24 protein-coding genes are annotated in these 23,912 nt (G+C 66.9%); 9 read left to right on the forward strand and 15 right to left on the reverse strand.

Annotated elements, in window-relative coordinates; genetic code table 11:
* Positions 1–59 precede the first annotated feature (59 nt).
* Both dnaN and ACP69Z_RS03805 read left to right on the forward strand, forming a co-directional pair.
* On the forward strand, positions 60–1,163 hold the full coding sequence (dnaN, locus tag ACP69Z_RS03800; RefSeq protein ID WP_426266220.1) for a DNA polymerase III subunit beta: 1,104 nt from the start codon (positions 60–62) through the stop codon (positions 1,161–1,163).
* Between the two features lie 13 nt (positions 1,164–1,176).
* On the forward strand, positions 1,177–1,890 hold the full coding sequence (locus tag ACP69Z_RS03805) for a hypothetical protein (RefSeq protein WP_426266221.1): 714 nt from the start codon (positions 1,177–1,179) through the stop codon (positions 1,888–1,890).
* Here ACP69Z_RS03805 and ACP69Z_RS03810 read toward each other — a convergent pair.
* Positions 1,859–3,208: an O-antigen ligase family protein gene (locus ACP69Z_RS03810; protein ID WP_426266222.1), complete on the reverse strand. Its 1,350-nt coding sequence runs from the start codon at positions 3,206–3,208 to the stop codon at positions 1,859–1,861. The two genes, ACP69Z_RS03805 and ACP69Z_RS03810, sit on opposite strands and share 32 nt — an antisense overlap.
* A gap of 82 nt (positions 3,209–3,290) precedes the next feature.
* On the opposite strand from ACP69Z_RS03810, the gene ACP69Z_RS03815 reads away from it, so the two are divergent.
* The 3 genes from ACP69Z_RS03815 to ACP69Z_RS03825 all read left to right on the forward strand — a co-directional run bounded on the left by ACP69Z_RS03815 (position 3,291) and on the right by ACP69Z_RS03825 (position 7,070).
* On the forward strand, positions 3,291–4,265 hold the full coding sequence (locus ACP69Z_RS03815) for a septation protein IspZ (RefSeq protein ID WP_426266223.1): 975 nt from the start codon (positions 3,291–3,293) through the stop codon (positions 4,263–4,265).
* On the forward strand, positions 4,265–5,302 hold the full coding sequence (recF, locus tag ACP69Z_RS03820; protein ID WP_426268037.1) for a DNA replication/repair protein RecF: 1,038 nt from the start codon (positions 4,265–4,267) through the stop codon (positions 5,300–5,302). The genes ACP69Z_RS03815 and recF overlap by 1 nt, the downstream gene beginning before the upstream one ends.
* Positions 5,303–5,501: 199 nt before the next feature.
* On the forward strand, positions 5,502–7,070 hold the full coding sequence (locus ACP69Z_RS03825; RefSeq protein WP_426266224.1) for a DEAD/DEAH box helicase: 1,569 nt from the start codon (positions 5,502–5,504) through the stop codon (positions 7,068–7,070).
* Between the two features lie 69 nt (positions 7,071–7,139).
* Here ACP69Z_RS03825 and ACP69Z_RS03830 read toward each other — a convergent pair whose 3' ends face one another.
* Positions 7,140–9,233, reverse strand: a complete 2,094-nt coding sequence (locus tag ACP69Z_RS03830; RefSeq protein ID WP_426266225.1) for a prolyl oligopeptidase family serine peptidase — start codon at positions 9,231–9,233, stop codon at positions 7,140–7,142.
* 124 nt (positions 9,234–9,357) lie between these two features.
* On the opposite strand from ACP69Z_RS03830, the gene gyrB reads away from it, so the two are divergent.
* Complete coding sequence (gyrB, locus tag ACP69Z_RS03835; protein WP_426266226.1) at positions 9,358–11,865, forward strand: DNA topoisomerase (ATP-hydrolyzing) subunit B; 2,508 nt, start codon at positions 9,358–9,360, stop codon at positions 11,863–11,865.
* On the opposite strand, the gene ACP69Z_RS03840 is transcribed toward gyrB, so the two are convergent.
* Positions 11,862–12,854 carry an MBL fold metallo-hydrolase gene (locus ACP69Z_RS03840; RefSeq protein ID WP_426266227.1) on the reverse strand — a complete coding sequence of 331 codons (993 nt, stop codon included), beginning with the start codon at positions 12,852–12,854 and terminating at the stop codon, positions 11,862–11,864. The two genes, gyrB and ACP69Z_RS03840, sit on opposite strands and share 4 nt — an antisense overlap.
* Positions 12,855–12,929: 75 nt before the next feature.
* Between ACP69Z_RS03840 and ACP69Z_RS03845 the strand changes: the two genes are divergently transcribed.
* Positions 12,930–13,700, forward strand: a complete 771-nt coding sequence (locus ACP69Z_RS03845; RefSeq protein WP_426266228.1) for an endonuclease/exonuclease/phosphatase family protein — start codon at positions 12,930–12,932, stop codon at positions 13,698–13,700.
* Between the two features lie 199 nt (positions 13,701–13,899).
* Here ACP69Z_RS03845 and rpoN read toward each other — a convergent pair whose 3' ends face one another.
* From rpoN to ACP69Z_RS03870, 5 genes are read right to left on the reverse strand one after another with little or no spacing between them, the layout of a single operon-like run.
* On the reverse strand, positions 13,900–15,324 hold the full coding sequence (rpoN, locus tag ACP69Z_RS03850; protein ID WP_426266229.1) for an RNA polymerase factor sigma-54: 1,425 nt from the start codon (positions 15,322–15,324) through the stop codon (positions 13,900–13,902).
* A 19-nt stretch (positions 15,325–15,343) separates the two neighbouring features.
* A complete protein-coding gene (gene lptB, locus ACP69Z_RS03855) occupies positions 15,344–16,066 on the reverse strand; it encodes an LPS export ABC transporter ATP-binding protein (RefSeq protein WP_426268038.1) in 723 nt (240 codons plus the stop codon).
* Between the two features lie 58 nt (positions 16,067–16,124).
* The gene (locus tag ACP69Z_RS03860) at positions 16,125–16,667 is read right to left on the reverse strand and encodes an LptA/OstA family protein (RefSeq protein ID WP_426266230.1); all 543 of its coding nucleotides are present in this window, start codon (positions 16,665–16,667) and stop codon (positions 16,125–16,127) included.
* Between the two features lie 5 nt (positions 16,668–16,672).
* The gene (gene lptC, locus ACP69Z_RS03865; RefSeq protein WP_426266231.1) at positions 16,673–17,398 is read right to left on the reverse strand and encodes an LPS export ABC transporter periplasmic protein LptC; all 726 of its coding nucleotides are present in this window, start codon (positions 17,396–17,398) and stop codon (positions 16,673–16,675) included.
* The gene (locus ACP69Z_RS03870) at positions 17,398–18,018 is read right to left on the reverse strand and encodes a ribonuclease D (RefSeq protein WP_426266232.1); all 621 of its coding nucleotides are present in this window, start codon (positions 18,016–18,018) and stop codon (positions 17,398–17,400) included. The genes lptC and ACP69Z_RS03870 overlap by 1 nt, the downstream gene beginning before the upstream one ends.
* 199 nt (positions 18,019–18,217) lie before the next feature.
* On the opposite strand from ACP69Z_RS03870, the gene ACP69Z_RS03875 reads away from it, so the two are divergent.
* Complete coding sequence (locus ACP69Z_RS03875; RefSeq protein WP_426266233.1) at positions 18,218–19,063, forward strand: cold-shock protein; 846 nt, start codon at positions 18,218–18,220, stop codon at positions 19,061–19,063.
* Between the two features lie 77 nt (positions 19,064–19,140).
* Here ACP69Z_RS03875 and ACP69Z_RS03880 read toward each other — a convergent pair whose 3' ends face one another.
* Genes ACP69Z_RS03880 through ACP69Z_RS03905 form a run of 6 tightly spaced genes read right to left on the reverse strand, consistent with a single transcriptional unit; the run spans position 19,141 to position 23,086 of the window.
* Positions 19,141–20,268, reverse strand: a complete 1,128-nt coding sequence (locus ACP69Z_RS03880) for a GNAT family N-acetyltransferase (protein ID WP_426266234.1) — start codon at positions 20,266–20,268, stop codon at positions 19,141–19,143.
* Positions 20,255–20,902: a glycerophosphodiester phosphodiesterase family protein gene (locus ACP69Z_RS03885; RefSeq protein WP_426268039.1), complete on the reverse strand. Its 648-nt coding sequence runs from the start codon at positions 20,900–20,902 to the stop codon at positions 20,255–20,257. The genes ACP69Z_RS03880 and ACP69Z_RS03885 overlap by 14 nt, the downstream gene beginning before the upstream one ends.
* A gap of 54 nt (positions 20,903–20,956) precedes the next feature.
* A complete protein-coding gene (locus ACP69Z_RS03890) occupies positions 20,957–21,421 on the reverse strand; it encodes a RidA family protein (RefSeq protein WP_426266235.1) in 465 nt (154 codons plus the stop codon).
* A 32-nt stretch (positions 21,422–21,453) separates the two neighbouring features.
* Positions 21,454–22,197: an SDR family NAD(P)-dependent oxidoreductase gene (locus ACP69Z_RS03895; RefSeq protein WP_426266236.1), complete on the reverse strand. Its 744-nt coding sequence runs from the start codon at positions 22,195–22,197 to the stop codon at positions 21,454–21,456.
* A complete protein-coding gene (locus tag ACP69Z_RS03900; protein WP_426266237.1) occupies positions 22,194–22,817 on the reverse strand; it encodes an HAD family hydrolase in 624 nt (207 codons plus the stop codon). The genes ACP69Z_RS03895 and ACP69Z_RS03900 overlap by 4 nt, the downstream gene beginning before the upstream one ends.
* Entirely contained in the window at positions 22,814–23,086 is a 273-nt protein-coding gene (locus ACP69Z_RS03905; protein WP_426266238.1) for a DUF3572 domain-containing protein, read from the reverse strand. The genes ACP69Z_RS03900 and ACP69Z_RS03905 overlap by 4 nt, the downstream gene beginning before the upstream one ends.
* A 33-nt stretch (positions 23,087–23,119) precedes the next feature.
* On the opposite strand from ACP69Z_RS03905, the gene ACP69Z_RS03910 reads away from it, so the two are divergent.
* Positions 23,120–23,500 carry a response regulator gene (locus ACP69Z_RS03910; protein ID WP_426266239.1) on the forward strand — a complete coding sequence of 127 codons (381 nt, stop codon included), beginning with the start codon at positions 23,120–23,122 and terminating at the stop codon, positions 23,498–23,500.
* Positions 23,501–23,630: 130 nt separating this feature from the next.
* Here the strand turns inward: ACP69Z_RS03910 and rpmG are convergent, their stop codons facing one another.
* Entirely contained in the window at positions 23,631–23,798 is a 168-nt protein-coding gene (gene rpmG / locus ACP69Z_RS03915; RefSeq protein WP_295371181.1) for a 50S ribosomal protein L33, read from the reverse strand.
* Between the last annotated feature and the right edge of the window lie 114 nt (positions 23,799–23,912).

The following is a 23,912-nucleotide window of genomic DNA, read 5'->3' on the forward strand; positions in this document are numbered from 1 at the left end:
GTCTCCCTTTGCGGAGCGCGGGGCCGGCGGCTCCGGGGCAAAAGGACTGAGCAGCAGCGATGAAGGCGACGATCGAACGGGCCACCCTCCTCAAGAGCCTGAGCCACGTCCAGTCGGTGGTGGAGCGCCGCAACACCATCCCGATCCTGTCGAACGTCCTGCTCGACGCGCGCGAAGACGGCTCGCTGCGCCTGATGGCGACCGACCTCGATCTCCAGGTCGATGAAACCATCGCCGCCAGCGTCGGCTCTGCCGGCGCGACCACCGTGTCGGCCCACACCTTCTTCGATATCGTCCGCAAGTTGCCGGAGGGCAGCCAGGTCGAGCTGACCGCCGCCGACGGCAAGATGCAGGTCGTTGCCGGCCGCGCGCGCTTCAATCTCTCGACGCTGCCGCGCGACGACTTCCCGGTGATTGCAGAGGGCGAGCTTCCGACCCGCTTCGAGCTGCCCGCCGCGACGCTGCGCCAGATCATCGACAAGACCAAGTTCGCGATCAGCTCGGAAGAGACCCGCTATTATCTGATGGGCATCTTCCTCCACGTCGCCGACGACATGCTGAAGGCCGCCGCCACCGACGGCCATCGCCTGGCCCGCGTGACCGTCGCCAAGCCCGACGGCGCCGACGGCATGCCTGACGTCATCGTACCCAAGAAGTGCGTGCTCGAACTGCGCAAGCTGCTCGACGAGGTCGAAGGCACGGTCGAAGTCACCCTGTCGGCGACCAAGATCCGCTTCGTGCTCGGCCATGCGGTGCTGACCAGCAAGCTGATCGACGGCAGCTTCCCCGACTACAACCGGGTCATTCCGACTGCCAACGACAAGCTGCTGAAGCTCGATCCGTCGAGCTTCAAGGCCGGCGTCGACCGCGTCGCGACCATCGCCAGCGAGAAGACCCGCGCGGTCAAGATCAGCCTCGACCGCGACCGCGTGACCCTCTCGGTCACCTCGCCCGAAAACGGCCTTGCAACCGAGGAACTGGCGGCGGACTACAGCGCCGACGGGCTCGAGATCGGGTTCAACGCCCGCTATCTCCTCGACATCTTGGGCGAGATCGACGGCGACACGGTCGAAGTCCACCTCGCTGACGCCGCGGCACCGACCCTGCTGCGCGAGAATGACAAGTCGAGCGCGCTTTACGTCCTCATGCCGATGCGCGTCTGACGTGCTCGCGGCATTGCTGCTGTCGGTGGCGGGCGTTCAATCGCCTGCTTCGGCAAGCCTGAGTGTCACGGTCGTCGTATCCGCGCAGGCGGCTCCGTCGCGGGAAGCGATAGCCCTTCTCGATGCCATGCGGCCGCGTCAGCAGGCGATCGACGCCGAAATCGCAATATTCGACGCCAATGCCCCGGCGGCGTTCGCGGCGGCGGAAGGAAGCAAGGAACTCGAAGCTGAGCATCCGGGCCTCAACGACAAACTGTTCAAGGCCACCCGCGGCGCTTTGGTTGCCCACGCGCCCGTCAGCGAAGACCGCTTGCGCGGGCGTCTGGCAGCGATCCTCCACGCGGATCTGACGCCTGCTCACCTGACGGAGCTCACCGACTTCTTTCAGTCGTCGGCGGGTCTTTCGATCATCGAACAGTCGGTAACGGCCGCCACCGGCCTCCAGAGCGATCAATTCGCGGACGCGGTGAAAAGCGAGAAAGTGAAGACCAGCCATCTCGTCGGCCTGCAGGCGGAGGCAGCCAAGAAGGTGCAGCTGACGAACATGCAGGAGGCGGCCTTGTTGCGCTTCATGAAAACGCCGGCCTGGCAGGCCCTGGTCAAGGTGCGGCCCAAACTGCTCAAGGCGCAGGTCGACCATGCCAATGAGCCCGATCCCGAACTAGATTCGGCGGTCGAAAGCGCGACCCGCAAGGTCATGGAAGAGGTCCTCGGCCCCGAGGAGTGAGGCGAAGGCCGCCGCTTCCTCGTCCTTCCACGACAGCGCGGGCACGCTGCTCGATCCGGCTGCTCGCCAGCAGCAGCCCGAACAGGAACCACAGGTGCCGCGCGTCCTCGAACGAGCCGCCGAGCCCTTGGTAGACCAGCCCGTTCAGCAGCCCGAGCCCGGCGGCCACACGGACGATGCCGGCCGGGTCGCTGGTCAGTCGCAGCGGCATCGTCCGTCGCACCATGTGGGCCACCAGCGCGAGCAGGGCGAGGAGCCCGACCACGCCGCATTGCACCGCGAGGTTGAGGAACATGTTGTGCGCGTCGGTCAGCTGCTGCAGCCGGCCTGACGGATCGAGATAGCTGACCGACACCGCCGTCGCGCCATAGCCGCGCCCTATCAAAGGGTGCTGGAGAAAGTTTGCCGCTGCCTCTGTCCAGATCATCAGCCGCGGCGAAGGCGAGAGGATGAGGTCCGTCCCCGGCACCCGGATCAGATAAGGCGCGGTGGGATGAAGGATCGGCGTCACCGCCATCGCCGCTACGAACAGCGCAGCAACGCCCAGCCCTGCGACGAGCACTAGCCGCGCCAGCACCGGCTGCGTTTGGCGCTGACGCATCCACAGCCACAAACCGCTCAGCAGCGCGAACCCGGCAAACCCGGGCGAGATCGTCGTTGTCGCTACCACCACGATTCCGCCGCCCAGCAGCCACGCCGCTCTCCGGCCAAGCCAGCCGACCCGCCCCGCCGCCAGCAGCAGCGCGAAGGAAACGGTCAGGTAATTGCACGCCATATTGGCGTTGAGGAACGTCAGCCGGAGCCGCGGATACGGACCCGGCGGCAAGGTCCCGAACTGGAACCGCGTCCACTCTAGGAGCGGGTGCGCGGGATCAAGCGCGAACAGCAGCAGGCTCGCCACCCCGACCAGCACCACGGCGCCCGTTCCCACCAGCCACGCCAGCACTACCCGGCGCAGCGCGGCCTCGTCACGGATCAGGCAGCAGGCGGCGACCGGCATCGCGAACAGGACGAACTGCGTCGCCAGTTTGGACAGGCTCGCCGATCCGTCGCCCAGCACCACCGACAAGAGCATTGCCGCGAAGTAGAGCGCGATGGAAACGAAGGCGCGATCACCGACCAACCGAACCCGTCCGGCGATCACCAGCAGCGCGATCACACCGGCCAGCAGCGAAAACAGCAGGTCACTAGCAACCAGCGCGTAGCCGCCGACAAACAGCGGCGGCTGCATGAAGGCGAGTGAGAAGGCGAAGGTGCACAGCAGCCATTGCGCGCCAGTCCGCCCGTCCACCTGCCCAGACCCTGTCGCTTCACCCATGGTGGCACCGTGCGGCGGCCGCCGCGCCGCTGCAACCCGCGCGGCTGGCCACGGGCGCGCGCCTCTGCTTAAGCCGGTGACGATGACCGACGCCGTTGCCCCCGCCGCTCCCGGCCGCCGCCTGTGGCTCTACAAGCGGCCTTTTGCGCTCGGGGTTGAGCATGAATGCTGGCTGCTGTTCGACGCGCGCATGACCGGCGTGACCAGCACGCTCATCGTCGAAGACGAGGAAGTCGCCTCCGACTTCACGCCGATCGCCGGACCCGACGCCGTCCGCAACCACCATCTCGCCGCAACGCTGCCCGACGGCCGCCGGCTGGAGGTCGTGGCCGGTTACATCAGCTGGTGGTCGGTCGGCATCGCGGTGCGGGTCGATGGCACATTGGTCCACGAAAGCCACCCGGGCCGCCGCATCGCTTATCCCGAACGCTTCGCTAGAACGGTCGCCACTCAGCAACCGGGTGCCGTCCCGGCCGGCTACGCCCCCGGCAAGCTCAAGCGCAACAAGGTGCCGATCCTGGTCGACATCGCCACCGGACTGCTGTTCTTCCTGGTGGCCAAGCTGACCGACCTCAGAACCGCCGCCCTGGTCGGTTCCGCGGTCGGTATCGGGCTGGTCATCGTGCAACGCTTCGTGAAGGTCGACCTCATCGGGGGCATGATGCTGTTCGGCGTCTTCATGCTGCTGGTCAGCGCGGGCTTCGCGATCCTGTTCGAGGATGAGGAGGTGATCAAGCATCGCTCGACCATCGTCGGGCTGGTCGGCGCGACCTGCTTCCTGTTCGACGGGCTGGTGCTGAAAGGCCGCAAGCTCGGGTGCGGGCTCGATCGCTACATGGCCTATGACGACATCGATCCCAAGCGGCTCAGCATCGGCATGGGCCTGACCGGGCTCGTCATGGCGGGCGGCAACAGCCTCGTCGCCTGGGCTTTCTCGACCGACTTCTGGCTGCTTTACACCACCTTTCTCGACATTCCGGTCAGCATCGCACTCATCTTTTGGGCGATCAGCTGGGCGCGAAAAGGCTCGCCGGCGAAGGCGCTGTCGCCGGCCTGATGCTCGCCCGGCTAACCTTGACCGACTTTCGCAATCACCCCGCGCTCGACCTCGCGCCCGGTCCCGGCTTCGTCTGCCTCCATGGCGCGAATGGCGCGGGCAAGACCAATATCCTCGAAGCCGTCTCGATGCTCGCCCCCGGCCGCGGCCTGCGCGGAAGCGCCTTGAGCGAGATGGCGCGCAGCAACGGCCCGGGCGGGTGGAGCGTGAGCGCGGCGCTCGGCGATGGCACGGTGCTCGGCACCGGCACGCTCGCCACCGCACCCGAACGCCGGATAGTCCGCATCAACAGCGCGTCCGCCGCGGTCAACAGCCTTGCCGAATGGCTGGCGGTGCTGTGGCTGACCCCGGCCATGGATCGCCTGTTCAGCGGCCCAGCCGGTGACCGCCGCCGCTTCCTCGACCGGCTGGTGCTCGCGCTCGAGCCCGGCCATGCCCACCATGCCTCGCGCTACGAAGCCGCCATGCGCGCCCGCAACAAGCTGCTGGCCGAGCCCGAGGGCGCTGATCCCGAATGGCTGAGCGCGCTTGAAGCCGGCATGGCCGAGCATGGCGAAGCGCTCGGCGCCGCCCGCGCTCGCACCGTCGAGGCCTTAGGCCAGCAACTCGCGGCCACGCCCGAGGACCTGTTCGCCCGGCCCGCCATCGTGCTGGACCAGCCGACCCACGCCGATCTCGCCGCTCGCCTCCGCGCCAATCGTGGGCGCGATGCGGGGGCTGGCCGGGCTACCGAGGGCCCCCACCGTCAGGATCTGGCCGTCACCCACGCCGCCAAGGCACAGCCCGCCGCGCGCTGCTCGACGGGCGAGCAAAAGGCGCTGCTGCTCGGCCTCGTTCTCGCCCACGCGGCCCTGGTCACCCACCGCCGCGGCGCCGCGCCGATCCTGCTTCTCGACGAGGTCGCCGCCCATCTCGACCCAGGCCGCCGCGCCGCCTTGTTCGGACGCTTGGAAGGACGCGGGCAGGTGTGGATGACCGCCACCGAAGCCGCCCTGTTCGACGGCGTTGGCGAGGCAACGATGGTGCACGTCGCCTAGAAACTGGACAAATCGGCCCACCTCGCCTACATGGCCCTCAGCGAGACGCCACAAAGCGGCGTGATCGGCAGCCTTTAGGCACCGGCCCGCGTCTCGGTTCACCCACACAAGTTCTCCACATCACGCGGGGTTCTTCAGAAAAACCCCTCCGGCAGCGGTCCGTCCGCTCGCCGGCGCGATCATGTTGGAATTGACTAGAATGACGTTTGAACAACTCGGGCTCTCGAAGCCCCTGCTCGCCGCGCTTGCGGCCAAGAATTACACCACGCCCTCGCCGATCCAGGCGCAGGCCATCCCCCACGTGCTGGAAGGCCGCGACCTCCTTGGCATCGCCCAGACCGGTACCGGCAAGACCGCGGCGTTCATGACCCCGTCGCTGCAGCGCCTCGCTGCCAATCGCCCGGCGTTCCTCAAGCCCGGCCAGATCCGGATGCTGGTGCTCGCCCCGACGCGTGAGCTCGCATCGCAGATCGCGGCCAGCGCCGAAGCCTATGGCAGCGGCCTCAAGACCACCGTCGGCGTGATCTTCGGCGGTGTCGCCAATGCGAAATCGGTCCGCACCGTGTCGCGCGGCCTCGACGTGCTGGTCGCCACCCCCGGCCGCCTGCTCGACCTCGTCGACCAGCGCGCGGTGAACCTCTCGATGCTCGAGATCCTGGTCCTCGACGAAGCCGACCAGATGCTCGACCTCGGCTTCATCCATGCGCTGAAGCGGATCGTGAAGATCATCCCGGCCAAGCGCCAGACCCTGTTCTTCTCGGCCACCATGCCGAAGTCGATCAAGCAACTCGCCGACGAATATCTCAAGAACCCGGCCGAAGTCGCGGTGACCCCGGTCGCCACGACGGCCGAGCGGGTCGAGCAGCGCGTCACCTTCGTCAACCAGGCGGAAAAGACCGCGCTCCTCACCCTGTTCTTCCAGAACGGCAAGGACATCGAGCGGACCCTCGTCTTCAGCCGCACCAAGCATGGCGCCGACAAGATCGTCCGGATGCTCGGCGCCGCCGGGGTCGCGGCCAATGCGATTCACGGCAACAAGAGCCAGCCGCAGCGCGAAAAGGCCCTTGAAGCCTTCCGCGACGGCAGTGTGCCGATCCTCGTGGCGACCGACATCGCCGCGCGCGGGATCGACATTCCGGGCGTCAGCCACGTCGTGAACTACGACCTGCCGAACGTGCCGGAACAGTACGTCCACCGCATCGGCCGCACCGCGCGCGCCGGCGCGGACGGTATCGCCATCGCTTATTGCGACCGCGAGGAGCGCGCCTTCCTCAAGGACATCGAGAAGCTGACCCGTCAGCGCCTGACCGAAGAAGCGCTCCCGCAGGGCTTCATGCAGGCGGTCGAGGCACTGAAGCGCCTCAAGCCCGAACCCAAGCGCGAGCCGCAGCAGCAGCAGCGCAACAAGCGCAACGAAAGCGGTGCGCGCGGCCACAGCCGTGATCCGCAGCGTTTCGGCCTGCCGCGTCAGGACCCGCGCCGCGACATGCCCGAGGATCGCAACGGCCCGCGTGAAGGCGGCCGTTCGATGCGCGGCGTGCCCGGTGGCGGCCAAGGAGCAAGTGGGCGCGGCCCGGTCGGCAATCCCGCTCGTCAGCCCGCAGCGGCCGGCAGCAGCCACGGCCAGCAGGGCCAGCGTCACGGCGGTGGTCAGCGTCCGGCCGGTCAGGGTGGTAATGGTGGCGGCGGCGGCCGTCCCGGCGGCGGCCAGCGTCGTCGTGGCGGCGGCGGCGGTGGCGGCAACGGCGGTCAGCGCCGCGCCGGCTAAGCCCGCGCTTCCTTAGATTTCAAACCGGTAAGGGCCGGGACCTCATCAACGAGGTCCCGGCCCTTGTCTTTATTGGGGCCTGAACCCCTCGGCCCCCGCCTGCCACAGCACGAAGCTCAGCATGTCGGCCCATTGCGCGTCGAGTTGGCTCCGGCTCGACCCGATGCCGTGCCCGGCGTCGAAATCGATCCTGAGCAGCACCGGCTTGCCGCTGCTGCTGCTCGCTGCCAGCTTCGCCGCATATTTGGCGCTGTGAAAGGTCGCGGCACGGGGATCGTTGATCCCGCTCACCACCAGCGTCGCCGGATAAGCCGCGCCCTTTTTGATGTGGGCGTAGGGGTCGAGATTGTACATCGTGCGGAAGGTCGCCGCGTTCGTGATCGGCCCGCCCCATTCCTCGATGTCGGCGAAGTTCTGCTCCGACACATAGCGGATCGGGTTCATGAAGCCGACGTTGGCGATTGCGCCGCCGAACAGGTCCGGCCGCTCGTTGATCGCGCCGCCGACCATCACCCCGCCAGCCGAGGTGCCGAGCAACGTCATCTTGGGGCTGGTGGTCACGCCGTCCGCGACCAGCTTCTCACCCACTGCAATGGCATCGCGCCAGGTCGTCGCCTTGGTGTCGGCCTTGCCGGCCTCGTGCCAAGCCCGCCCGAACTCGCCCCCGCCGCGCACGTTCGCCGCGACATAGACGCCGCCGCGGTCGAGGAACGGCAGCAGCGCGCTCTGGAACCGCGGCGACATCGCATAGCCATAGGAACCATAGGCATCGAGCAAGGTCGGATGCGGCCCGGCGCCAAGCCCCTTCTTGCGCAGCAGGGTGTAGGGGATGGCAGTGCCGTCCTTGGCCTTCGCCGTCGCCCGGATCTGCTCATAGCCGGCCAGGTCGAACGGCGCCGGCGGGGTCATGGTGATGTCGTGGAGGTCGCCGTTGGTGGCGAGATGATATTGCTTGGACGGCGCGAACCAGCCGGCCAGCCCAAGCAGCGCTTCGTCGCTGGCGCCATTGGCCTCGATCCAGTTGATCGTGCCTGCGAACGGCAGGGTGATCCGCCGCGCAGGCCCATCGGCGGGAACGAACCACAGACCCGACACCCCGCCTTCCAGCGTCCGCACCAGCACGCCGGTCTTGGTCGCGATGATGCTTTCGACCACCGGATTGCCGGGGATCGGAATTGGTTTCGCCGCTGCCAGGTTGCCTGATGCAGCGCTCGCCAGCATGACCTCGCCGTTGGAACTGGTCTTCTTGCTGGTGAGATAGAGGCGGTCGCCGGCCATGCTGAAATCAACGATCTTGTCGTCGAAGTCTGCGATGCGCTGCCACTTCTCCTTGCCGGCGCGAACGTCGGCGACTGCCGCACGGTACAGCGCCGCCTCGCTTCGTCCGTCGCGCACCATCAGCATCGCGGTGTCGCTGCTCGGCTCGGGCAGGACGATGGTCCATTGCCCGTCGGCGGCCGCAACGCCCGGCAGCCCGCGGGTCGGGATGGCGCGATCCTCGCCCGAGCCAAGGCTCAGCATCCGCGCCTGGTTGCGAACGTAATAAGACGGCGTGCCATGCTCGCCGGTGAACTTGAGATAGGTGATGCCGTCGGAACCCGGAAGCCAGCGGACGGCCGCGGCATCGCTCAACTCACCCGGACGGATGGTGCCGGTTGCCGCATCGATAAAGCGCACTACCGATCGCTCGGTCCCACGCTTGCTCATGCTCACCGCGACCGTCTTGCCATCGGGCGACAAGGCATAATCGTCGAGCACCATCGGCTCAGGCGTCTTGGCGGTCGCGGGATCGAACAGCACCCGCGGTTCCTTGTGGACGCCGCGTACCATCAACCGGAAGTCTTCCGCCCCGACCGGCCGCTCGCGATAGATCATGGTGCTTCCGGCCCATTGCACAGTGCCGACCGACGCCAGCGCCCCGCTCCGCGCCGACAAGTCCTTGAGCAGCGCCGCGCGCCCCGGCAGCGCGTCCATCACCGAGCGCGTATAATCGCCCTGTGCCTTCAGCCACGGCATCCACCGCGGGTCCTTGCCGCTTTCCATCCAGCGATAATCGTCGCTGACCTTGGTGCCGTAATAATCGTCGGTGACCGTCTCGACCGGCGCCGGCGGAGGCGCCGCGGCGATCAGCAGGAACGCGGCAGCAGGCAGCATCAGGCGCATGAAAACGACTCCCCTTTGTCGAGAGGCGGAGCATCGCACAGCAGCAACCTGCGTCAAGCGTCGCGCGCCCCCGCGTACACGCGTGCGCACGTGACTTGCGTGCCTGAGTCGCTATATGTTTTCCATGGCAGAAGAAGCGAACCAGAACTCCTACGGCGCCGACAGCATCAAGGTCCTGAAAGGCCTCGACGCGGTGCGCAAGCGGCCGGGCATGTACATCGGCGATACCGACGACGGATCGGGCCTCCACCACATGGTGTTCGAGGTTTCGGACAACGCCATCGACGAAGCGCTCGCGGGCCACTGCGACCGCATCCTGATCCAGCTCAATCCCGACGGCTCGGTCACGGTCGAAGACAATGGCCGCGGCATTCCGACCGGCATCCATGCCGAGGAAGGCGTCTCGGCGGCCGAGGTCATCATGACCCAGCTCCACGCCGGCGGTAAGTTCGAGAACACCAGCGACGACAATGCCTACAAGGTGTCCGGCGGCCTTCACGGCGTCGGCGTCTCGGTCGTCAACGCGCTCAGCGAATTCCTCGACCTCACCATCTGGCGCGACGGCGAAGAGCACTACATGCGCTTTGCCCACGGCGATGCCGTCGCGCCGCTGAAGGTCGTCGGCCCCGCGCCAGAGGGCAAGAAGGGCACGCAGGTCACCTTCCTGCCCAGCCCCGCCACCTTCAAGATTACGGATTTCGATTTCGACAAGCTCGAGCACCGCTACCGCGAGCTCGCGTTCCTCAACTCGGGTGTCCGCCTCGTCCTCGCCGATGCGCGTCACGAAGAGCGCAAGGAAGTGGAGCTGTTCTACGAAGGCGGGATCGCCGCCTTCGTCAAATATTTAGACCGCGCCAAGACCCCGCTATTCCCCGATCCCATCGCCATCTCGGCGGTGCGCGACGGCATCGGCATCGACGTCGCGCTGGAATGGAACGACAGTTATTACGAGAACGTCCTGCCGTTCACCAACAACATCCCCCAACGCGACGGCGGTACCCACCTCGCCGCCTTCCGCGCCGCGCTGACCCGCACCGTCAACGGCTATGCCGAGAAGTCCGGCATGCTGAAGAAGGAAAAGGTCACGCTCACCGGCGACGACATGCGCGAGGGGCTTACCGCCATCGTCTCGGTCAAATTGCCCGATCCCAAGTTCTCGAGCCAGACCAAGGACAAGCTGGTCTCCTCCGAAGTGCGCCAGCCGCTGGAAGCGCTGATGAGCGACAAGATGAGCGAATGGCTGGAGGAAAATCCGGTCAACGCGCGCGCCATCATTCAGAAGATCATCGACGCCGCCGCCGCCCGCGAAGCGGCCAAGCGCGCGCGTGAACTCACCCGCCGCAAGGGCGTAATGGACATCGCCTCCTTGCCCGGCAAGCTCGCCGACTGCCAGGAACGCGACCCCGCCCTCTCCGAACTGTTCCTGGTCGAGGGCGACTCCGCCGGTGGTTCGGCCAAGCAGGGCCGCAACCGCCACAACCAGGCGATCCTGCCGCTGCGCGGTAAGCTGCTCAACGTCGAACGCGCCCGCTTCGACCGCATGCTCTCGTCGCGAGAAATCGGGACCATCATCCAGGCGCTCGGCACCGGCATCGGCCGCGAGGAATTCAACCTTGCCAAGTTGCGCTATCACAAGATCGTGATCATGACCGACGCCGACGTCGACGGCGCCCACATCCGCACGCTCCTGCTCACCTTCTTTTATCGCCAGATGCCCGAGCTGATCGAGGCCGGCCACCTGCTGATCGCCCAGCCGCCGCTCTACAAGGTCGCCCGAGGCCGGTCCGAGGTCTATCTCAAGGATGACGCGCAGCTCGACGACTATCTCGTCGATGCCGGGCTCGAAGGCCTGCAGATGGAAAGCGACGGCGAAGTGCGTCAGGGCGCCGATTTGAAGGCGTTGGTCGACCACGCCCGCCGCATCCGCACCCTGCTGAAATATGCGCCCAAGAAATACGATCCGGCGCTGCTCGAAGCGCTCGCTCTCGCTGGCGCGCTCGATCCCGAGCTTGGGTCAGCCGGCCGCCAAGCCGCAATCGAGAAAGTCGCCGCCTGGCTCCAGCAGGGCGATGCCGAAGGCAAATGGTCGGGCGAACTTGCGACCGAAGGCGGCTATCTCCTCCGCCGACTGTGGCGCGGCGTGACCGACGTCACCATCGTCGAGCCAAGCTTCATCGCCTCGGCCGAAGCCCGCAAGCTCCACACGCTGGCGGGCGAGCAGCGCGACACCTACGCCCGTCCCTCGATCCTGCGCACCCTGCGCAAAGGCACCGCAACCGAGGCCGAGCCGACCGTTGGCCCGGGCGAAGGCGAAGAAGCACTGGAACAGGCCGCCGCCGACACCAAGGGCAAGCCCGTCGACATTACCCGTCCGTCGGAGCTCCTCAACACCGTGCTCGCCGCCGGCCGCAAGGGCCTTAGCATCCAGCGCTACAAGGGCCTTGGCGAAATGAATGCCGAGCAATTGTGGGAAACCACGCTCGACCCCGCCAACCGCTCGCTCCTCCGGGTCGAGATCGGCCAGGCCGACGTCGCCGACGAGACCTTCTCCCGCCTCATGGGCGAAGTCGTCGAGCCCCGCCGCGAATTCATCCAGGACAATGCGCTGAGCGTGGCGAACCTGGACGTTTAGAAATCGTATCTGCCGCCCGGCACGGCGGCGACGAACCGTCGCTCGTCGATGCCGCGGCGGCGTAGTTCTGCGCGCAGCCGCTCCGTTGGCTCCTCACGCGCCTCGTCGGTCAGCTGGAACGTGCCCCAATGGATGCCGAGCGCGTGCCGGGCTTCCAGCGCGAGCAGGATACGCACGGCATCCTCCGGGTTACAATGCTGGTCCTTCATGAACCATTCCGGCGCGTAAGCACCGATCGGGATCAACGCGACATCGACCGAACCGAAGGTCTTGCGCAGGTCGGCAAAGATCCGCCCTTCGCCAAACCCTGTGTCACCGGCGAAGTAGAGCATTCTCCCGCCGCTCCGCAGCATGAAGCCGCCCCACAACGCCATCCGCCGATCCCTGGTGGTGCGCGAGGACCAGTGGTTGGCAGGGACGATGGTGACGGTTGCGCCGCCGCCAAGCGCCACCTCGTGGCCCCAGTCGCCCGCGACCAGCCGCGCCTTGGCTGCTGCTCCCCGCACCAACCGGTCATTGCCCAGCGGCGTGATGATCAGCGGGTCGTGCTCCGCCACCAGCCGCTTCAGCGTGCCGACATCGCAATGATCGTAATGATTGTGGGATAACAGCACGACGTCGATCGGCGGCAGGTCGGCAAAGCGGATGCCCGGCGCTGTCACCCGCTTGGGACCGGCGAAGGACAGGGGGCTCGCCCGCTCTGCCCACACAGGGTCTGTCAGCACGTTCAGGCCATGCATCTGGATCAGCAGCGTCGCGTGACCGACCATCGTGACGTGGATGCCATCGACGCGTGGCTGGGGTCGTGCGGGCGTGACCGGCACGTTCTTTGCCCACGGCGCCTTGTTGCCGGTCAGTTGCCAGCGCAGCACGTCCGCCAGGCTCTTGTCGCGCGCGGGACCGGGCGGGTTGAAGAAGCGCAGGCCGTCGAAATGATCGCTAGGGCTTCCGTCGTAATATGGATTGCGCAGCGCGGCCGCTCCCTTCAACGCTCTTCGCCACCAACGACGGAGCAAGGCACAAGTGGAGGCGTTCACCGTCCGATGGAAGAGCGGCAGAGCCAGATGAGCGGTTCGACCCTCACCCTTGCGACCTACAACATGCGCAAGGCGGTCGGTCTCGACCGCCGCCGTGATCCCGATCGCATCCTTCGCGTGCTGGAAGAAGTCGGGGCCGACGTCATCGCCTTGCAGGAGGCCGATCGCCGCACCGGAGGCCGCGCATCGGCGGTTCCACACGAATTGTGGGAAGGTCATGCCCACTGGCTGCCCGTTCCGCTCGGCGTGAAGAACCGCCGCGCCCTCGACCGGCTGCCCAAGGTGGGCGCCCGGGTGGACGAGTGGCTCAAGGTCGACACCCGCAACATCGGCTGGCACGGAAACGCCATATTGGTTCGTCCGAGCGTTGGGGTCATCGACGTCGTAGCGCTTGAACTGCCGACCCTTGAACCGCGCGGCGCGGTGCTGGTCGAGCTGCTGGTGCGCGATCGCCCGATCCGGGTCGTCGGCCTTCACCTCGACCTCAGCGGCCTGTGGCGTCGGCGCCAGCTCAAGGCCATCTGCGAGGCGGTGAAGGCGCGTCCGCAGGCCATGCCGACGGTGATGATGGGCGACACCAACGAATGGCGCGCAACCGCCGCCTGTCTTCGCGATCTCGAGCCCGACTACCGCATCGTCGCCCCGGGCCCGAGCTTCCACGCCCGCCGGCCGATGGCGGTGCTCGACCGCCTGTTTGTATCGGACGGCATCACCGTCGAAGCCGCCGGCGTCCACGGAAGCGAGCTTGCGCGGGTTGCCAGCGACCACCTGCCGGTGTGGGCGCGGATCGGCTGGTAGGCTGCCGCTTGCCATGTAGGAACCAGCCGCCTACCAAACCCATATGGTTTGCGCTGAACGTTCTGGCGGAGGTGGTCGGCAAGCCGTTGCTGTCTCTTCGACAAGCGTCGCCGGACAGTGCCCCTATGTGACCTTTGTGAACTTCGCCGGCCGCCAGACCCGCGCCCTATGTGAACTTCGAGAACTTGGCGGGCTTGGCTTAGGCCGCCTTGCCCTGGATCGCTCGCTGCCGGCGCCGCTGGACGCTCGACCCGATCCCGACCGCCTCGCGATATTTGGCGACCGTGCGGCGGGCCAGCACCATGCCTTGCTCCTTGAGCGCCTCGACCAGCTGGTCGTCGCTCAGCACCTCGGTCTCGACCGCCACAAGCCGCTGGATCGCGGCTTTGACCGCGTCGGCGCTGGCGCCCTCGCCATCGTCGGCGGCGACCCCGCTGGCGAAGAAGGAGCGCAGCTCGAACAGCCCGTGGTCGCACAGCAGGCTCTTGGCCGCCGCGACCCGGCTGACCGTGCTTTCGTGCATCTCGACGGCTTCGGCGATCTTGCCCATTGTGAGCGGCCGCAGCGCCGACACGCCGTCGCGGAAGAAGCCCTCCTGCGCACTGACGATGGCGCTGGTGATCTTGACCATCGTGCGCGCCCGCTGATCGAGCGCGCGGACCAGCCAGGAGGCGCTCTGATATTGCTCTGACAGCCAGGCGCGGCTCTTGCGGTCGCCCTTGGCGGCGGTCTTCAGCTCCTGGTGGTAGCGCCGGTTGACCAGCACGCGGGGCAGGGTCGCGGGATTGAGTTCGACCACAAAGCCGGTCCGGGTGCGGTGGACGAGCACGTCGGGCTCGGCGGCGGTCTGGGGCTCGGCGGCGAAGCGGCAGCCGGGCTTGGGATCGTAGGCGCGAAGCTCGGCGATCATGTCGGCGAGGTCTTCGTCGTCGACCCCGCAGATCCGCTTCAGGGCGGCGGTCTGCCCCCTTGAGAGCAAGTCGAGGTTGGCGATCAACCGCGCCATGGCGGGATCGTAGCGGTCGGCGGCCTTGGCCTGCAGCGCCAGGCACTCCGCCAGGTTCCGCGCGCCGACGCCCGCCGGATCGAGGCCTTGCACGACCTTGAGAGCCGCCTCAATCTCCTTGACCGGCACCTCCAGCGCCTCGGCGATGTCCCTGAGGGGCACCGTCAGCCAGCCGGTCTCCTCCAGCTCATGAACGATCGCCTCCGCCACGCGCCCGCTGCCATGCAGCTGGGCCATCAGATGCTCGCACAGCCCGGTCTCGCAAGCAGCCAGCCGGTCGAAGTCGAACCCGTCCTCGTCGCCGCCACCAATCTCGTACGACGCGTCAGTCTCCCCCGCCGCCTCGCGCCAGTCGCTGTCGAGCGCCTCGTCGCCCTTGCCGCCAAGCTCGTCCGCGCCCTTGGGATCCGCCGCCGCCTCGCCGAACTCAACGTCCTCGCGCACCACGACGTCGCCGTCGCCGCCCATCTCCAGGAGCGGGTTTTGGGCCAGTTCCTCGGCGATCGCGGCTTCGACCTCCAGGTTGGTCAGCTGCAGCAGCTTGATCGCCTGGCTCAGCTGCTGGCTCATCACCAGCGACTGGGAAGCGCGGAGATGAAGTCCCGGTCCCAGTCCCATGCCCGCTACTCAACGCCCCTTAGAGTTCGAAACTTTCGCCGAGGTACAGGCGGCGAACGTCAGGATCGGCAACCAGTGCTGCCGGCGTTCCGGCGAACAGCACCTGCCCGTCGTAGATGATGCAGGCGCGGTCAACGATGTCCAGCGTTTCCCGGACATTATGATCGGTAATGAGCACGCCGATGTCGCGCTGCTTCAAGTCCTTCACGAGATCGCGGATGTCGCTGATGCTGATCGGGTCGATGCCTGCGAACGGCTCGTCGAGCAGCATGATCTTGGGGTCGGCCGCCAGCGCGCGGGCAATCTCGCAGCGGCGGCGTTCACCGCCCGACAGCGCCATGGCGGGGGAAGCGCGGAGGCCCGTCAGCCCAAACTCGCCAAGCAGCTGCTCGAGCCGCGCGGCGCGGGCGTTCTTGTCGGGCTCTGCGACTTCGAGCACCGCCATGATATTCTGCTCGACCGTCAAGCCACGGAAGATGCTGGTCTCTTGCGGCAAATAGCCGAGACCGAGGATGGCGCGGCGGTACATGGGCAGCGGGGTGATGTCCCGGCCGTCCATCATGATCCGGCCGTGGTCGGGCTTCACCAGACCCATCACCGAATAGAAGCAGGTCGTCTTGCCCGCGCCATTGGGCCCGAGCAGGCCGACCACTTCGCCGCGATGCACTTCCAGGCTGACGTCGCGCAGCACCTGGCGCTTGTCGTAGCTCTTGGCGATGCTGCAAACTTCGAGCCCGCGCATCACCGCCGGTTCCGCGGACTCCGCGGCGAGGGGGATCGCGCTGACTTCGTTCACAGGCTCAGCCGCCGGTGCGCTGGGGCACGGTGAAGCGGCCGGTGACGCGGCCGCCACTTTCGCCCACGCCGCGCGGGCCGCCGTCGACCACGGCCCGGCCGCTGTCGAGATCGATGGTCATGCGCCCCCCGCTGATCCGCGAATCGCCACGTTCCAGCCGCACCGCGCCGATCAGGGTGATCAGCCGGCGGTTAAGGTCATAGATGCCGAAGTCACCGCGCGCGGTCTCGGACGGGCTGCGTACCACCACACCGCCGCTGGCGTCGAGTCGATCGATCTGGAGCTTGCCATCGTTGGTGTAGGCAAGGGTAAGCCGCTCGGTATCAAGTGTCAGTTCGGCCTGCCGAACCTTGACGTTGCCGGCGAAGATGGCGCGATCGGCGCGGTCCTGCACCTCGATCCGGTCGCTCGCCACATCAATCGGCGCATTGCTGTTGTGACCCTTCAGCGCAGACACCGGTCCGCCTTGCGTCTGGGCGAGCGCGACGCCGCCGGCCGTGGTTGCGACCAGCGCGACAGCGACGCTCAAGGTTCTCAGCTTGCTCATGCGGCTCATCTGACGGCGCCGGGCACAATTTTCAACCGCGCGCCGCCATCCAGCACCACGACTCGGCTGTTAAGATCGGCCCGCATCCGGCCCGCGGCAAAGGTGCCGAGCTTGAGCTGACCCGAGACACCGCCGGTGAGGCCGACCTGTTTGGTGCCGAGATCCGCGTTGAGGCTTGCGGCGTCGAAGCTGCCCACGGGCATCCGGCCGCCCACCTGTCCGGTGCTGCGGACCTGCCGGGTCTTGAGGTCGATCAGCACGTCGCGCGTGACCAGCTGCTCGCCCTCCGGCCCGCTGACCCGTACGGGACCGCTCACCGCCACCTGGTGGCGGTCGAGATCATAGCGTCCGCGCAGTGCCTGAATGGTTGCCGGTCCCTGGCTCAGCCCCAAGCGCGCCCGAATGCCGCTGATGTCGACCACTGGCACGTCGCTGGTCTGCTGGATCGCACGCTCGGCGTTCAGCACAAAGGGCTGCCCGTCATTGTCGGTCCCGGTGTAGCGCGCGACTTCAATCTTCATTCGCTCTTCCGCGCGCCCGACATCCTTCTTGTCGAGGATGAAGCTGACTTCCTGATCTTCGGTGAGGGGCAGCATCAGGAACACCGCCGCGACGACCCCCACGGCGGCCGGCAACGCGACCTTGAGCGTGCCGATCAGCTTGTCGTGCCGGCTGCCAGGCTCTGCCCAGCTTTGCGCCCGCTCGCGCTGGAGGTTGGCGGCTTCGCTCATCAGCTGTGGGCGAAGATGTCCGTTTCCGGCCAGCCGGCATTGTCGAGCGCGGCACGGGCGGGCAGGAAGTCGAAGCAGGCCTGCGCCAGACCCATACGGCCTTCACGCTGCAGCCGCTCGTCGAGCTTTTCCTTGAGCGCATGAAGGTAGCGAACGTCGCTGGCCGCATAATCGCGCTGCGCATCGTTGAGTTCGGGACCGCCCCAGTCGCTGGTCTGCTGCTGCTTGTTGATGTCAGTGCCAAGCAGCTCCTTGACCAGCTCCTTCAAGCCATGGCGGTCGGTATAGGTGCGCACCAGCCGCGACGCTGTACGGGTGCAGTACAGCGGCGCCGCGTTGATCCCGAGGTAATATTGCATGATCGCCACGTCAAAACGGGCGAAGTGATACAGCTTGAGGCGGTTAGGATCGCCGAGCAGCGCCTTCAAGTTGGGCGCGGCATAATCGCTGCCGGGCGAGAATCGGACCAGGTGCTCGTCCCCGCTGCCGTCGCTTAATTGCACCAGGCACAGCCGATCGCGGCCCGGGTGAAGGCCCATCGCCTCCGTGTCGACAGCGATCGGACCAGGGCCGAACAGCGACTGGCTGGGCAGGTCTTCTTCGTGGAAATGTATGGCCATAGATGTCTCGGACCCTGTGCGTTGGGCCCGCTTAACCGGTGATGACGCGGGCGCCTAGACAAACGGCTAGAGCAATGACCTTTTTTCCTGTAGGGTCGTTCACGGAGTCATGTCTCCCAAGGCATGTCATGACCGGTTGCGCCGTTGAGCCCAGCGCGTTGGTTTGAAGAGAATCGGGTTCGAGGAAGTTTGCACGGGCATGGGTTACGATCGAGGGCGTAAGGGCGACCGCGGTGGTCGCGGACGCGACAGCAAGGGTGATTTCGGCGGCGGCGGTGACTTTGGTGGCGGCGGCTTCGGCGGCGGCGACTTCGGTGGCGGCGGCGGCTTCGGCGGCGGCGATCGCTTCGGCGGCGGCGGCGGCGGTTATCGTGGCGGTGGCGGTGGCTTCGGCGGCGGCAGCGGTGGCGGTGGCGGTTATCGCGGCGGCGGTGGCGGCGGCTTCGGCGGCGGCGGTGGTGGCGGCGATCGCTTCGGTGGCGGCGGCGGCGGCGGTCGCTTCGGCGGCGGCGGCGGTGGTTTCCGCGGTGGCGGCGGTGCCGGTGGCGGCATGCCCCCGCAGGTCGTTGGCGAAGGCAAGGGCGTCGTCAAGTTCTTCAACCCGCAAAAGGGCTTCGGCTTCGTGGTCCGCGATGACGGCGGCGAAGACGTGTTCGTGCACATCTCGGCGGTGGAACAGGCCGGGCTCACGGATCTGGCCGACGGTCAGCCGATCGAGTTCACGCTGGTCGACCGCGGTGGCCGCATCTCGGCGACCAACATCCGTATCGAGGGTGAGCCGCTCAAGGTGGAGCGCGAAGAGCGCGCGCCGCAGCGTCAGCTGACCGGCGAAAAGGCTTCGGGCACCGTCAAGTTCTTCAACGCGATGAAGGGCTTCGGCTTCATTCAGCGCGACGACGGACAGCCGGACGCCTTTGTCCACATCTCCGCCGTTGAGCGCGCTGGCATGACCAGCCTCAACGAAGGCGACCGCCTCGAGTTCGAACTCGAAGTCGACCGCCGCGGCAAGCATGCGGCCGTGAACCTCAGCCCGCTGCAGGGCTAAGGCACGGCACTCACTCGCGTTCGCGCGAGGGGCAAGAAGGGCTCGCCGGAATCCTCCGGCGGGCCTTTTTTTGGCTCTCAGTCTTTGCGGAAGGGCAGCTCTGCCCGAAGCGCTTCCAGTTCGTAGGCGACCGCCTCGCGCTCCTGACGCAGGAAGTCGGCCACTGCCGAGCGGAAGCCGGCATGCGGGATGAAGTGGGCGCTGTAGGTCAGCACCGGCTCATAGCCCCGCGCAAGCTTGTGCTCGCCCTGCGCACCGGCCTGAACGGTACCCCGACCATGGGCGATCGCCCACTCGATTGCCTGGTAATAGCAAAGCTCGAAATGGAGGAACGGCACGTCCTCGCTGCAGCCCCAATAGCGGCCGTAAAGCGTGTCGGTGCCAACCCAGTTGAGCGCGCCGGCGATCGGGCGCCCCTCCCTCTCCGCCAGGAACAGCAGCAGGTCGTCGCCGAGTCGCTCCACCGCCAGTTCGAAAAAGGCGCGGGTGAGGTAAGGGCGACCCCACTTGCGGCTGCCGGTGTCCTGATAGAACAGCCACATGGCGTCCATCTCGGCGGCACCGATCTCGGCCCCGCGCAGGTGGCGGAAGGTAAGACCTTCTCGCGCGGCCGCCCGCTCCTTACGGATGACCTTGCGCTTGCGGCTGCTGCACCGTTCGAGAAAGCCGTCGAAGTTGCGTTCGCCCGCGCTGTGCCAATGGAACTGCACGCCGTGGCGGACCAGCCAACCACGCGCTTCTGCCGCCGCCGCTTCTTCAGCGGTGAGGAAGGTCACGTGCGCGGAGGACAGCTCATTCTGCCGCACCACCGCCTCGGCCGTCGCCAGGATCAGCTCGGGCTCTTCCCCAAGCAGCCGCCGGCCGACGACCGGTGTAAACGGCACGGCGATCTGGAGCTTAGGATAATAATCGCCGCCCGCACGCGCCCAAGCTTCGGCCCAGCCCTGGTCGAACACATACTCACCCTGGCTGTGCGTCTTCAGAAACGCGGGTGCAGCGCCGAGGGTCTTGCCGGCGCGGTTCACCAGCAAAGGCAGGGGAGTCCAGCCGCTATGTTCGCCGATGCTGTCCGACTCTTCCAGCGTGGCGAAGAAAGCGTGGCTCAGGAACGGGTCAGCGCTTCCGGCCAGCCCGTTCCATGTCGGCGCGTCTGCCGCGGCAAACGAATCGGCAATACGCGCTTCAACAGGATCATGGTCGGCCATCGCCTTCCCAGATAAGCGCGTCGACCCGATCGGAAAGGGCCTGCTTCTGTTCGCAATCGCGAACCGTCCAGCAAGCAACCGGCCACCGCCGCCGCGCTTTCGCTACCCAGGGGCGCGGCCCTGCCCTTGTTTCCACGGCAAGGAAGGTTGGCCGAGCCACACCCAGCAACGCGAACCGGCGCCAGGCGGGTGTCGCATCGGCGATGACCAGGCCGCGCGGGATCTCCGGCGCGTGTCGGGCAAACCAGGCGCCGACACGCGGATCGAAGCTCATGACGCCGACCGGGCCCGGATGCTCGGCAAGGTCACGGGCAACAGTGCGGCAGAGAAGATCGATCGGCGGCGGCGGCGATCCTGCGCGGATCTTGAGTTCGAGCAGCAGGGGCGTCGTCTCACCCGCCAGCTCGAGCAGCGCGCCAAGCCACGGAATGCGCTGGTCGGTGCCTGCAAGCGGTAGCGCCAGCAAGGCTGCTGCCTTGGTCGCCTCGGTCTCGCCCGGCAGGCCGCACATCCGATCGAGCGACGAATCGTGAAAGATCATGGCGAAGCCGTCGCAGCTCAGCCTGAGGTCGCACTCGATCCCAGCGCCGTCTGCGATAGCCGCGCGAAAGGCTGCGAAGCTGTTCTCGGGTATGCCGGGCCCGTGCCGGCCGCGGTGCGCGAAGCCAGCGTTCCAGCGAAGAGCCGATCAGTCGCGGACCTCGACAATCGCATCAACCTCGACCGCGACGCCAAGCGGCAGTGCCGGTACGCCGACGGCCGCGCGGGAATGGCGCCCGGCGTCGCCGAACACGTCCTGCATCAGCTCGGACGCGCCATTGGCGACCTTGGGCTGGTCGGTAAAATCCCCGGTCGAATTGACGAACACGCCGAGCTTCACGATCCGGCTGACCCGGTCGAGCGAACCGCCGAGGGCGAGCTTGACCTGCGCCAGCACCATCAGCCCGCAGCGCCGCGCGGCTTCCTGGCCGGCTTCAAGGTCTATGTCCTCGCCAAGGCGGCCGGTGATCCGGCTGCCGTCGGCGGCGAAGCTCACCTGGCCCGATACGAACAAGAGGTTGCCGCTCTGGACCACGGGCACATAGGCCGCGACCGGGGCGGCGGCTTCGGGAAGGGTGATGCCGAGCTCGGCGAGGCGCTGATCAATAGACATGAGGGGGCGAGTGGCTCTTCACGCGGCCGAGGTCAAGATTTGCGGTTGGTGGAGAAGCCGGCCCAGTTCTGGCGGGTCGGCATCAATTCGATCGAATTGAAATTGAGGTGCGTCGGCTGGCTCGCGACCCACAGGATGGTGTTGGCGAGGTCTTCGGCGGTCATCGGCTCGATCCCGGCATAGAGCGCGTCTGACGCCGCCTGGTCGCCGCCGTTGCGGACAAGGGTGAATTCGGTCTCGGCCATGCCCGGTTCGATCGAGGTGACGCGCACGCCGGTGCCCGCAAGATCGTTGCGGAGCATCAGGCTGAACTGGCGCACGAACGCCTTGGTCGCGCCGTACACCGCGCCGCCGCGATAAGGGTAGGTACCGGCAACCGAGGACAGGTTCACGACGATGCCTTTGGCCTCGATCAACTTGGGCAGGCAGGCGCGCGTCAGGGCGACAAGGCCGGTGACGTTGGTGTCGAGGACGGTCTTGAGATCGTCCCACTCACTGTCCTGCAGATCGGCCATCGACGGGGCGAGGCCGGCATTGTTGATGAGGCAGTCGATGCCCGACCAGTCGCCGTCCAGGCTCGCTAGCGTTTCAAGCTGTTCGACGTCCTGCATGTCGACCGTCAGCGGCAGAAAATTGGCGCCAAGCTCCTCCTGCAGCGCCTGCAACCGTTCTTCGCGGCGGCCGGTCCCGACCACCCGCCAGCCGGCTCCGACGAAGGCGCGTGCGGAGGCAGCGCCGATGCCGGCGGTGGCGCCGGTGATGAGGCAGGTTTTCATGAGGTGCGGCCTTCCAGTCGTTCCAGGATCCAGGGAGTAGCAATTGCCCAGTCGTCGATGCGGGCATGAGCGTGCTCGGCAGTGGCGGTTACTGCGGCGAGGGTTGGTTCGGCCACCATGTGCAGTCGCTGCGTATCGGGCGAATGCTGGGCAACCGAGCGGTGATGCTGGGCAAGGTCGTCGACGAACACGCTCCGGCTCGCGCCATGCCGATCGACCAGCCGCTTCAGGGGCTCGCCCTTGCCGCCGCTGTTGCAGACGATCTCGTGATGGATGTCGTGCTTGGCCAGCTGGTCGACGCGCCACGGGTGCGCCTTGTGGGGGAGGTTGGTGAGGATCACGATGTCGGCCGTTTCCTCGATCCGGCCAAGCGCCTCCAGCGCACCGGGAACCAGGGTCTGGCGATGCATTTCGCCTTCGAAGAAGCGGCCAAGATAGGTCCAGACCTCGTCCTTGGGGACCACTTCGCCGCTCGCCTTGTACTTGAGCGCGCCCGCCATGTCGCCGTCTTCGGGCCGGAACAGCACGTCCTGATCCTCCTCCAGCCAGGAAGAGAAATGACGAACCATGTGGAGCAGCACTTCGTCACAATCGGTGACGAACAGGGGACGGGCGTTCATGCGTCGAGAGCGATCCTCGCGGCGACCAGTTCCTGCGGCTTGAGTCCCAATGTGTCGGCAACGGCAAGCAGGTCCGGCTCATGGTCTTCGAGAAAGCGCAGCACCGCGACCAGCACCTCGGGCTCGGCGGCGCGGTGGCGTAGGTCGTCGGGGCTGAGGCCGGTCAGAGTCAGCAGGCGCGCCGCCCGCGCTTCGTCCCCGAGCGAGACGGCAAGCGCCTGCAGCGCAACCGTTACGGAGTCACTGTCGTTTGGGCTTGGCTGGATCATCGCCTATACTGTCACCATGAGGAGTGCCTGAACATGGCCAGGATCCTGGTTGTCGAGGACAATGCCCTCAACATCAAGCTGTTCTGCGACCTGCTTGCGGCTCACGGCCATGATGCACGCCCGGTAACCGACAGCCGCATTGCGCTGGAGGAAGCGAAGGGGTTTCGCCCCCATCTCGTCATCACCGATATCCAACTGCCCTACGTCAGCGGCTTGGAGCTGATCCGCTCCATCCGGCAGGAGCCGGAGCTGGCCGATGTGCCGATCATGGCGGTCACGGCCTATGCGGGGCAGGGCGATGACGACCGGATTCGCGCTGCGGGTGCGCAGGCCTATGTGTCCAAGCCGATTTCGGTGGCGCGCTTCGTGCAGGAGGTGAGCGCCCTGCTGCCCAAGGAAGCGCCGGTCGCCTGAGCGCGCCCCACCCCGGCCAGATCACGCCAAACGCGAAGAAGGGCGCCGGAGCGCCCTCAAGCTGCTCGTGGCAGCCCATCCTTGCTGAAGCCTCCCAGCCAGGCGGCCGGGTCAGGCAAGCCGAACCGGCTTACTTGATCTTGGCTTCCTTGAAGTCGACATGCTTGCGCACAACCGGGTCATACTTCCGAAAGGTCATCTTCTCGGTGATGTTGCGCGGGTTCTTCTTGGTCACGTAGAAGAAGCCGGTATCGGCCGTGCTGACGAGCTTGATCTTGACGGTTGCCGGCTTGGCCATCGTGGTGCACCCAAAGTCTGGAAAAACAAAGAGCGGCCCAAAGCCGCCCGCATCGGGCGCCCCAATGGCGGCGGCGGCCGCGCTTGTCAAGGTCATCGCGCCGCCTTCGCCCGG

The sequence above is a fragment of the Sphingomonas sp. LHG3443-2 genome (assembly GCF_049896405.1).
In the GTDB taxonomy this organism is placed as follows: domain Bacteria; phylum Pseudomonadota; class Alphaproteobacteria; order Sphingomonadales; family Sphingomonadaceae; genus Sphingomicrobium.

What these genes read in the sequence shown, in the direction of transcription:
- ACP69Z_RS03825 (WP_426266224.1), top strand. Translation starts at nt 5,502, where the DNA reads ATGACGTTTGAACAACTCGGGCTCTCGAAGCCCCTGCTCGCCGCGCTT.
- ACP69Z_RS03870 (WP_426266232.1), bottom strand. Translation starts at nt 18,018, where the DNA reads ATGGCCATACATTTCCACGAAGAAGACCTGCCCAGCCAGTCGCTGTTC.
- ACP69Z_RS03815 (WP_426266223.1), top strand. Translation starts at nt 3,291, where the DNA reads ATGACCGACGCCGTTGCCCCCGCCGCTCCCGGCCGCCGCCTGTGGCTC.
- ACP69Z_RS03875 (WP_426266233.1), top strand. Translation starts at nt 18,218, where the DNA reads ATGGGTTACGATCGAGGGCGTAAGGGCGACCGCGGTGGTCGCGGACGC.
- gyrB (WP_426266226.1), top strand. Translation starts at nt 9,358, where the DNA reads ATGGCAGAAGAAGCGAACCAGAACTCCTACGGCGCCGACAGCATCAAG.
- dnaN (WP_426266220.1), top strand. Translation starts at nt 60, where the DNA reads ATGAAGGCGACGATCGAACGGGCCACCCTCCTCAAGAGCCTGAGCCAC.
- ACP69Z_RS03900 (WP_426266237.1), bottom strand. Translation starts at nt 22,817, where the DNA reads ATGAACGCCCGTCCCCTGTTCGTCACCGATTGTGACGAAGTGCTGCTC.
- ACP69Z_RS03905 (WP_426266238.1), bottom strand. Translation starts at nt 23,086, where the DNA reads ATGATCCAGCCAAGCCCAAACGACAGTGACTCCGTAACGGTTGCGCTG.
- lptB (WP_426268038.1), bottom strand. Translation starts at nt 16,066, where the DNA reads ATGCGCGGGCTCGAAGTTTGCAGCATCGCCAAGAGCTACGACAAGCGC.
- rpoN (WP_426266229.1), bottom strand. Translation starts at nt 15,324, where the DNA reads ATGGGACTGGGACCGGGACTTCATCTCCGCGCTTCCCAGTCGCTGGTG.
- ACP69Z_RS03860 (WP_426266230.1), bottom strand. Translation starts at nt 16,667, where the DNA reads ATGAGCAAGCTGAGAACCTTGAGCGTCGCTGTCGCGCTGGTCGCAACC.
- recF (WP_426268037.1), top strand. Translation starts at nt 4,265, where the DNA reads ATGCTCGCCCGGCTAACCTTGACCGACTTTCGCAATCACCCCGCGCTC.
- ACP69Z_RS03830 (WP_426266225.1), bottom strand. Translation starts at nt 9,233, where the DNA reads ATGCGCCTGATGCTGCCTGCTGCCGCGTTCCTGCTGATCGCCGCGGCG.
- ACP69Z_RS03810 (WP_426266222.1), bottom strand. Translation starts at nt 3,208, where the DNA reads ATGGGTGAAGCGACAGGGTCTGGGCAGGTGGACGGGCGGACTGGCGCG.
- ACP69Z_RS03890 (WP_426266235.1), bottom strand. Translation starts at nt 21,421, where the DNA reads ATGTCTATTGATCAGCGCCTCGCCGAGCTCGGCATCACCCTTCCCGAA.
- ACP69Z_RS03910 (WP_426266239.1), top strand. Translation starts at nt 23,120, where the DNA reads ATGGCCAGGATCCTGGTTGTCGAGGACAATGCCCTCAACATCAAGCTG.
- ACP69Z_RS03845 (WP_426266228.1), top strand. Translation starts at nt 12,930, where the DNA reads ATGAGCGGTTCGACCCTCACCCTTGCGACCTACAACATGCGCAAGGCG.
- rpmG (WP_295371181.1), bottom strand. Translation starts at nt 23,798, where the DNA reads ATGGCCAAGCCGGCAACCGTCAAGATCAAGCTCGTCAGCACGGCCGAT.
- ACP69Z_RS03895 (WP_426266236.1), bottom strand. Translation starts at nt 22,197, where the DNA reads ATGAAAACCTGCCTCATCACCGGCGCCACCGCCGGCATCGGCGCTGCC.
- lptC (WP_426266231.1), bottom strand. Translation starts at nt 17,398, where the DNA reads ATGAGCGAAGCCGCCAACCTCCAGCGCGAGCGGGCGCAAAGCTGGGCA.
- ACP69Z_RS03880 (WP_426266234.1), bottom strand. Translation starts at nt 20,268, where the DNA reads ATGGCCGACCATGATCCTGTTGAAGCGCGTATTGCCGATTCGTTTGCC.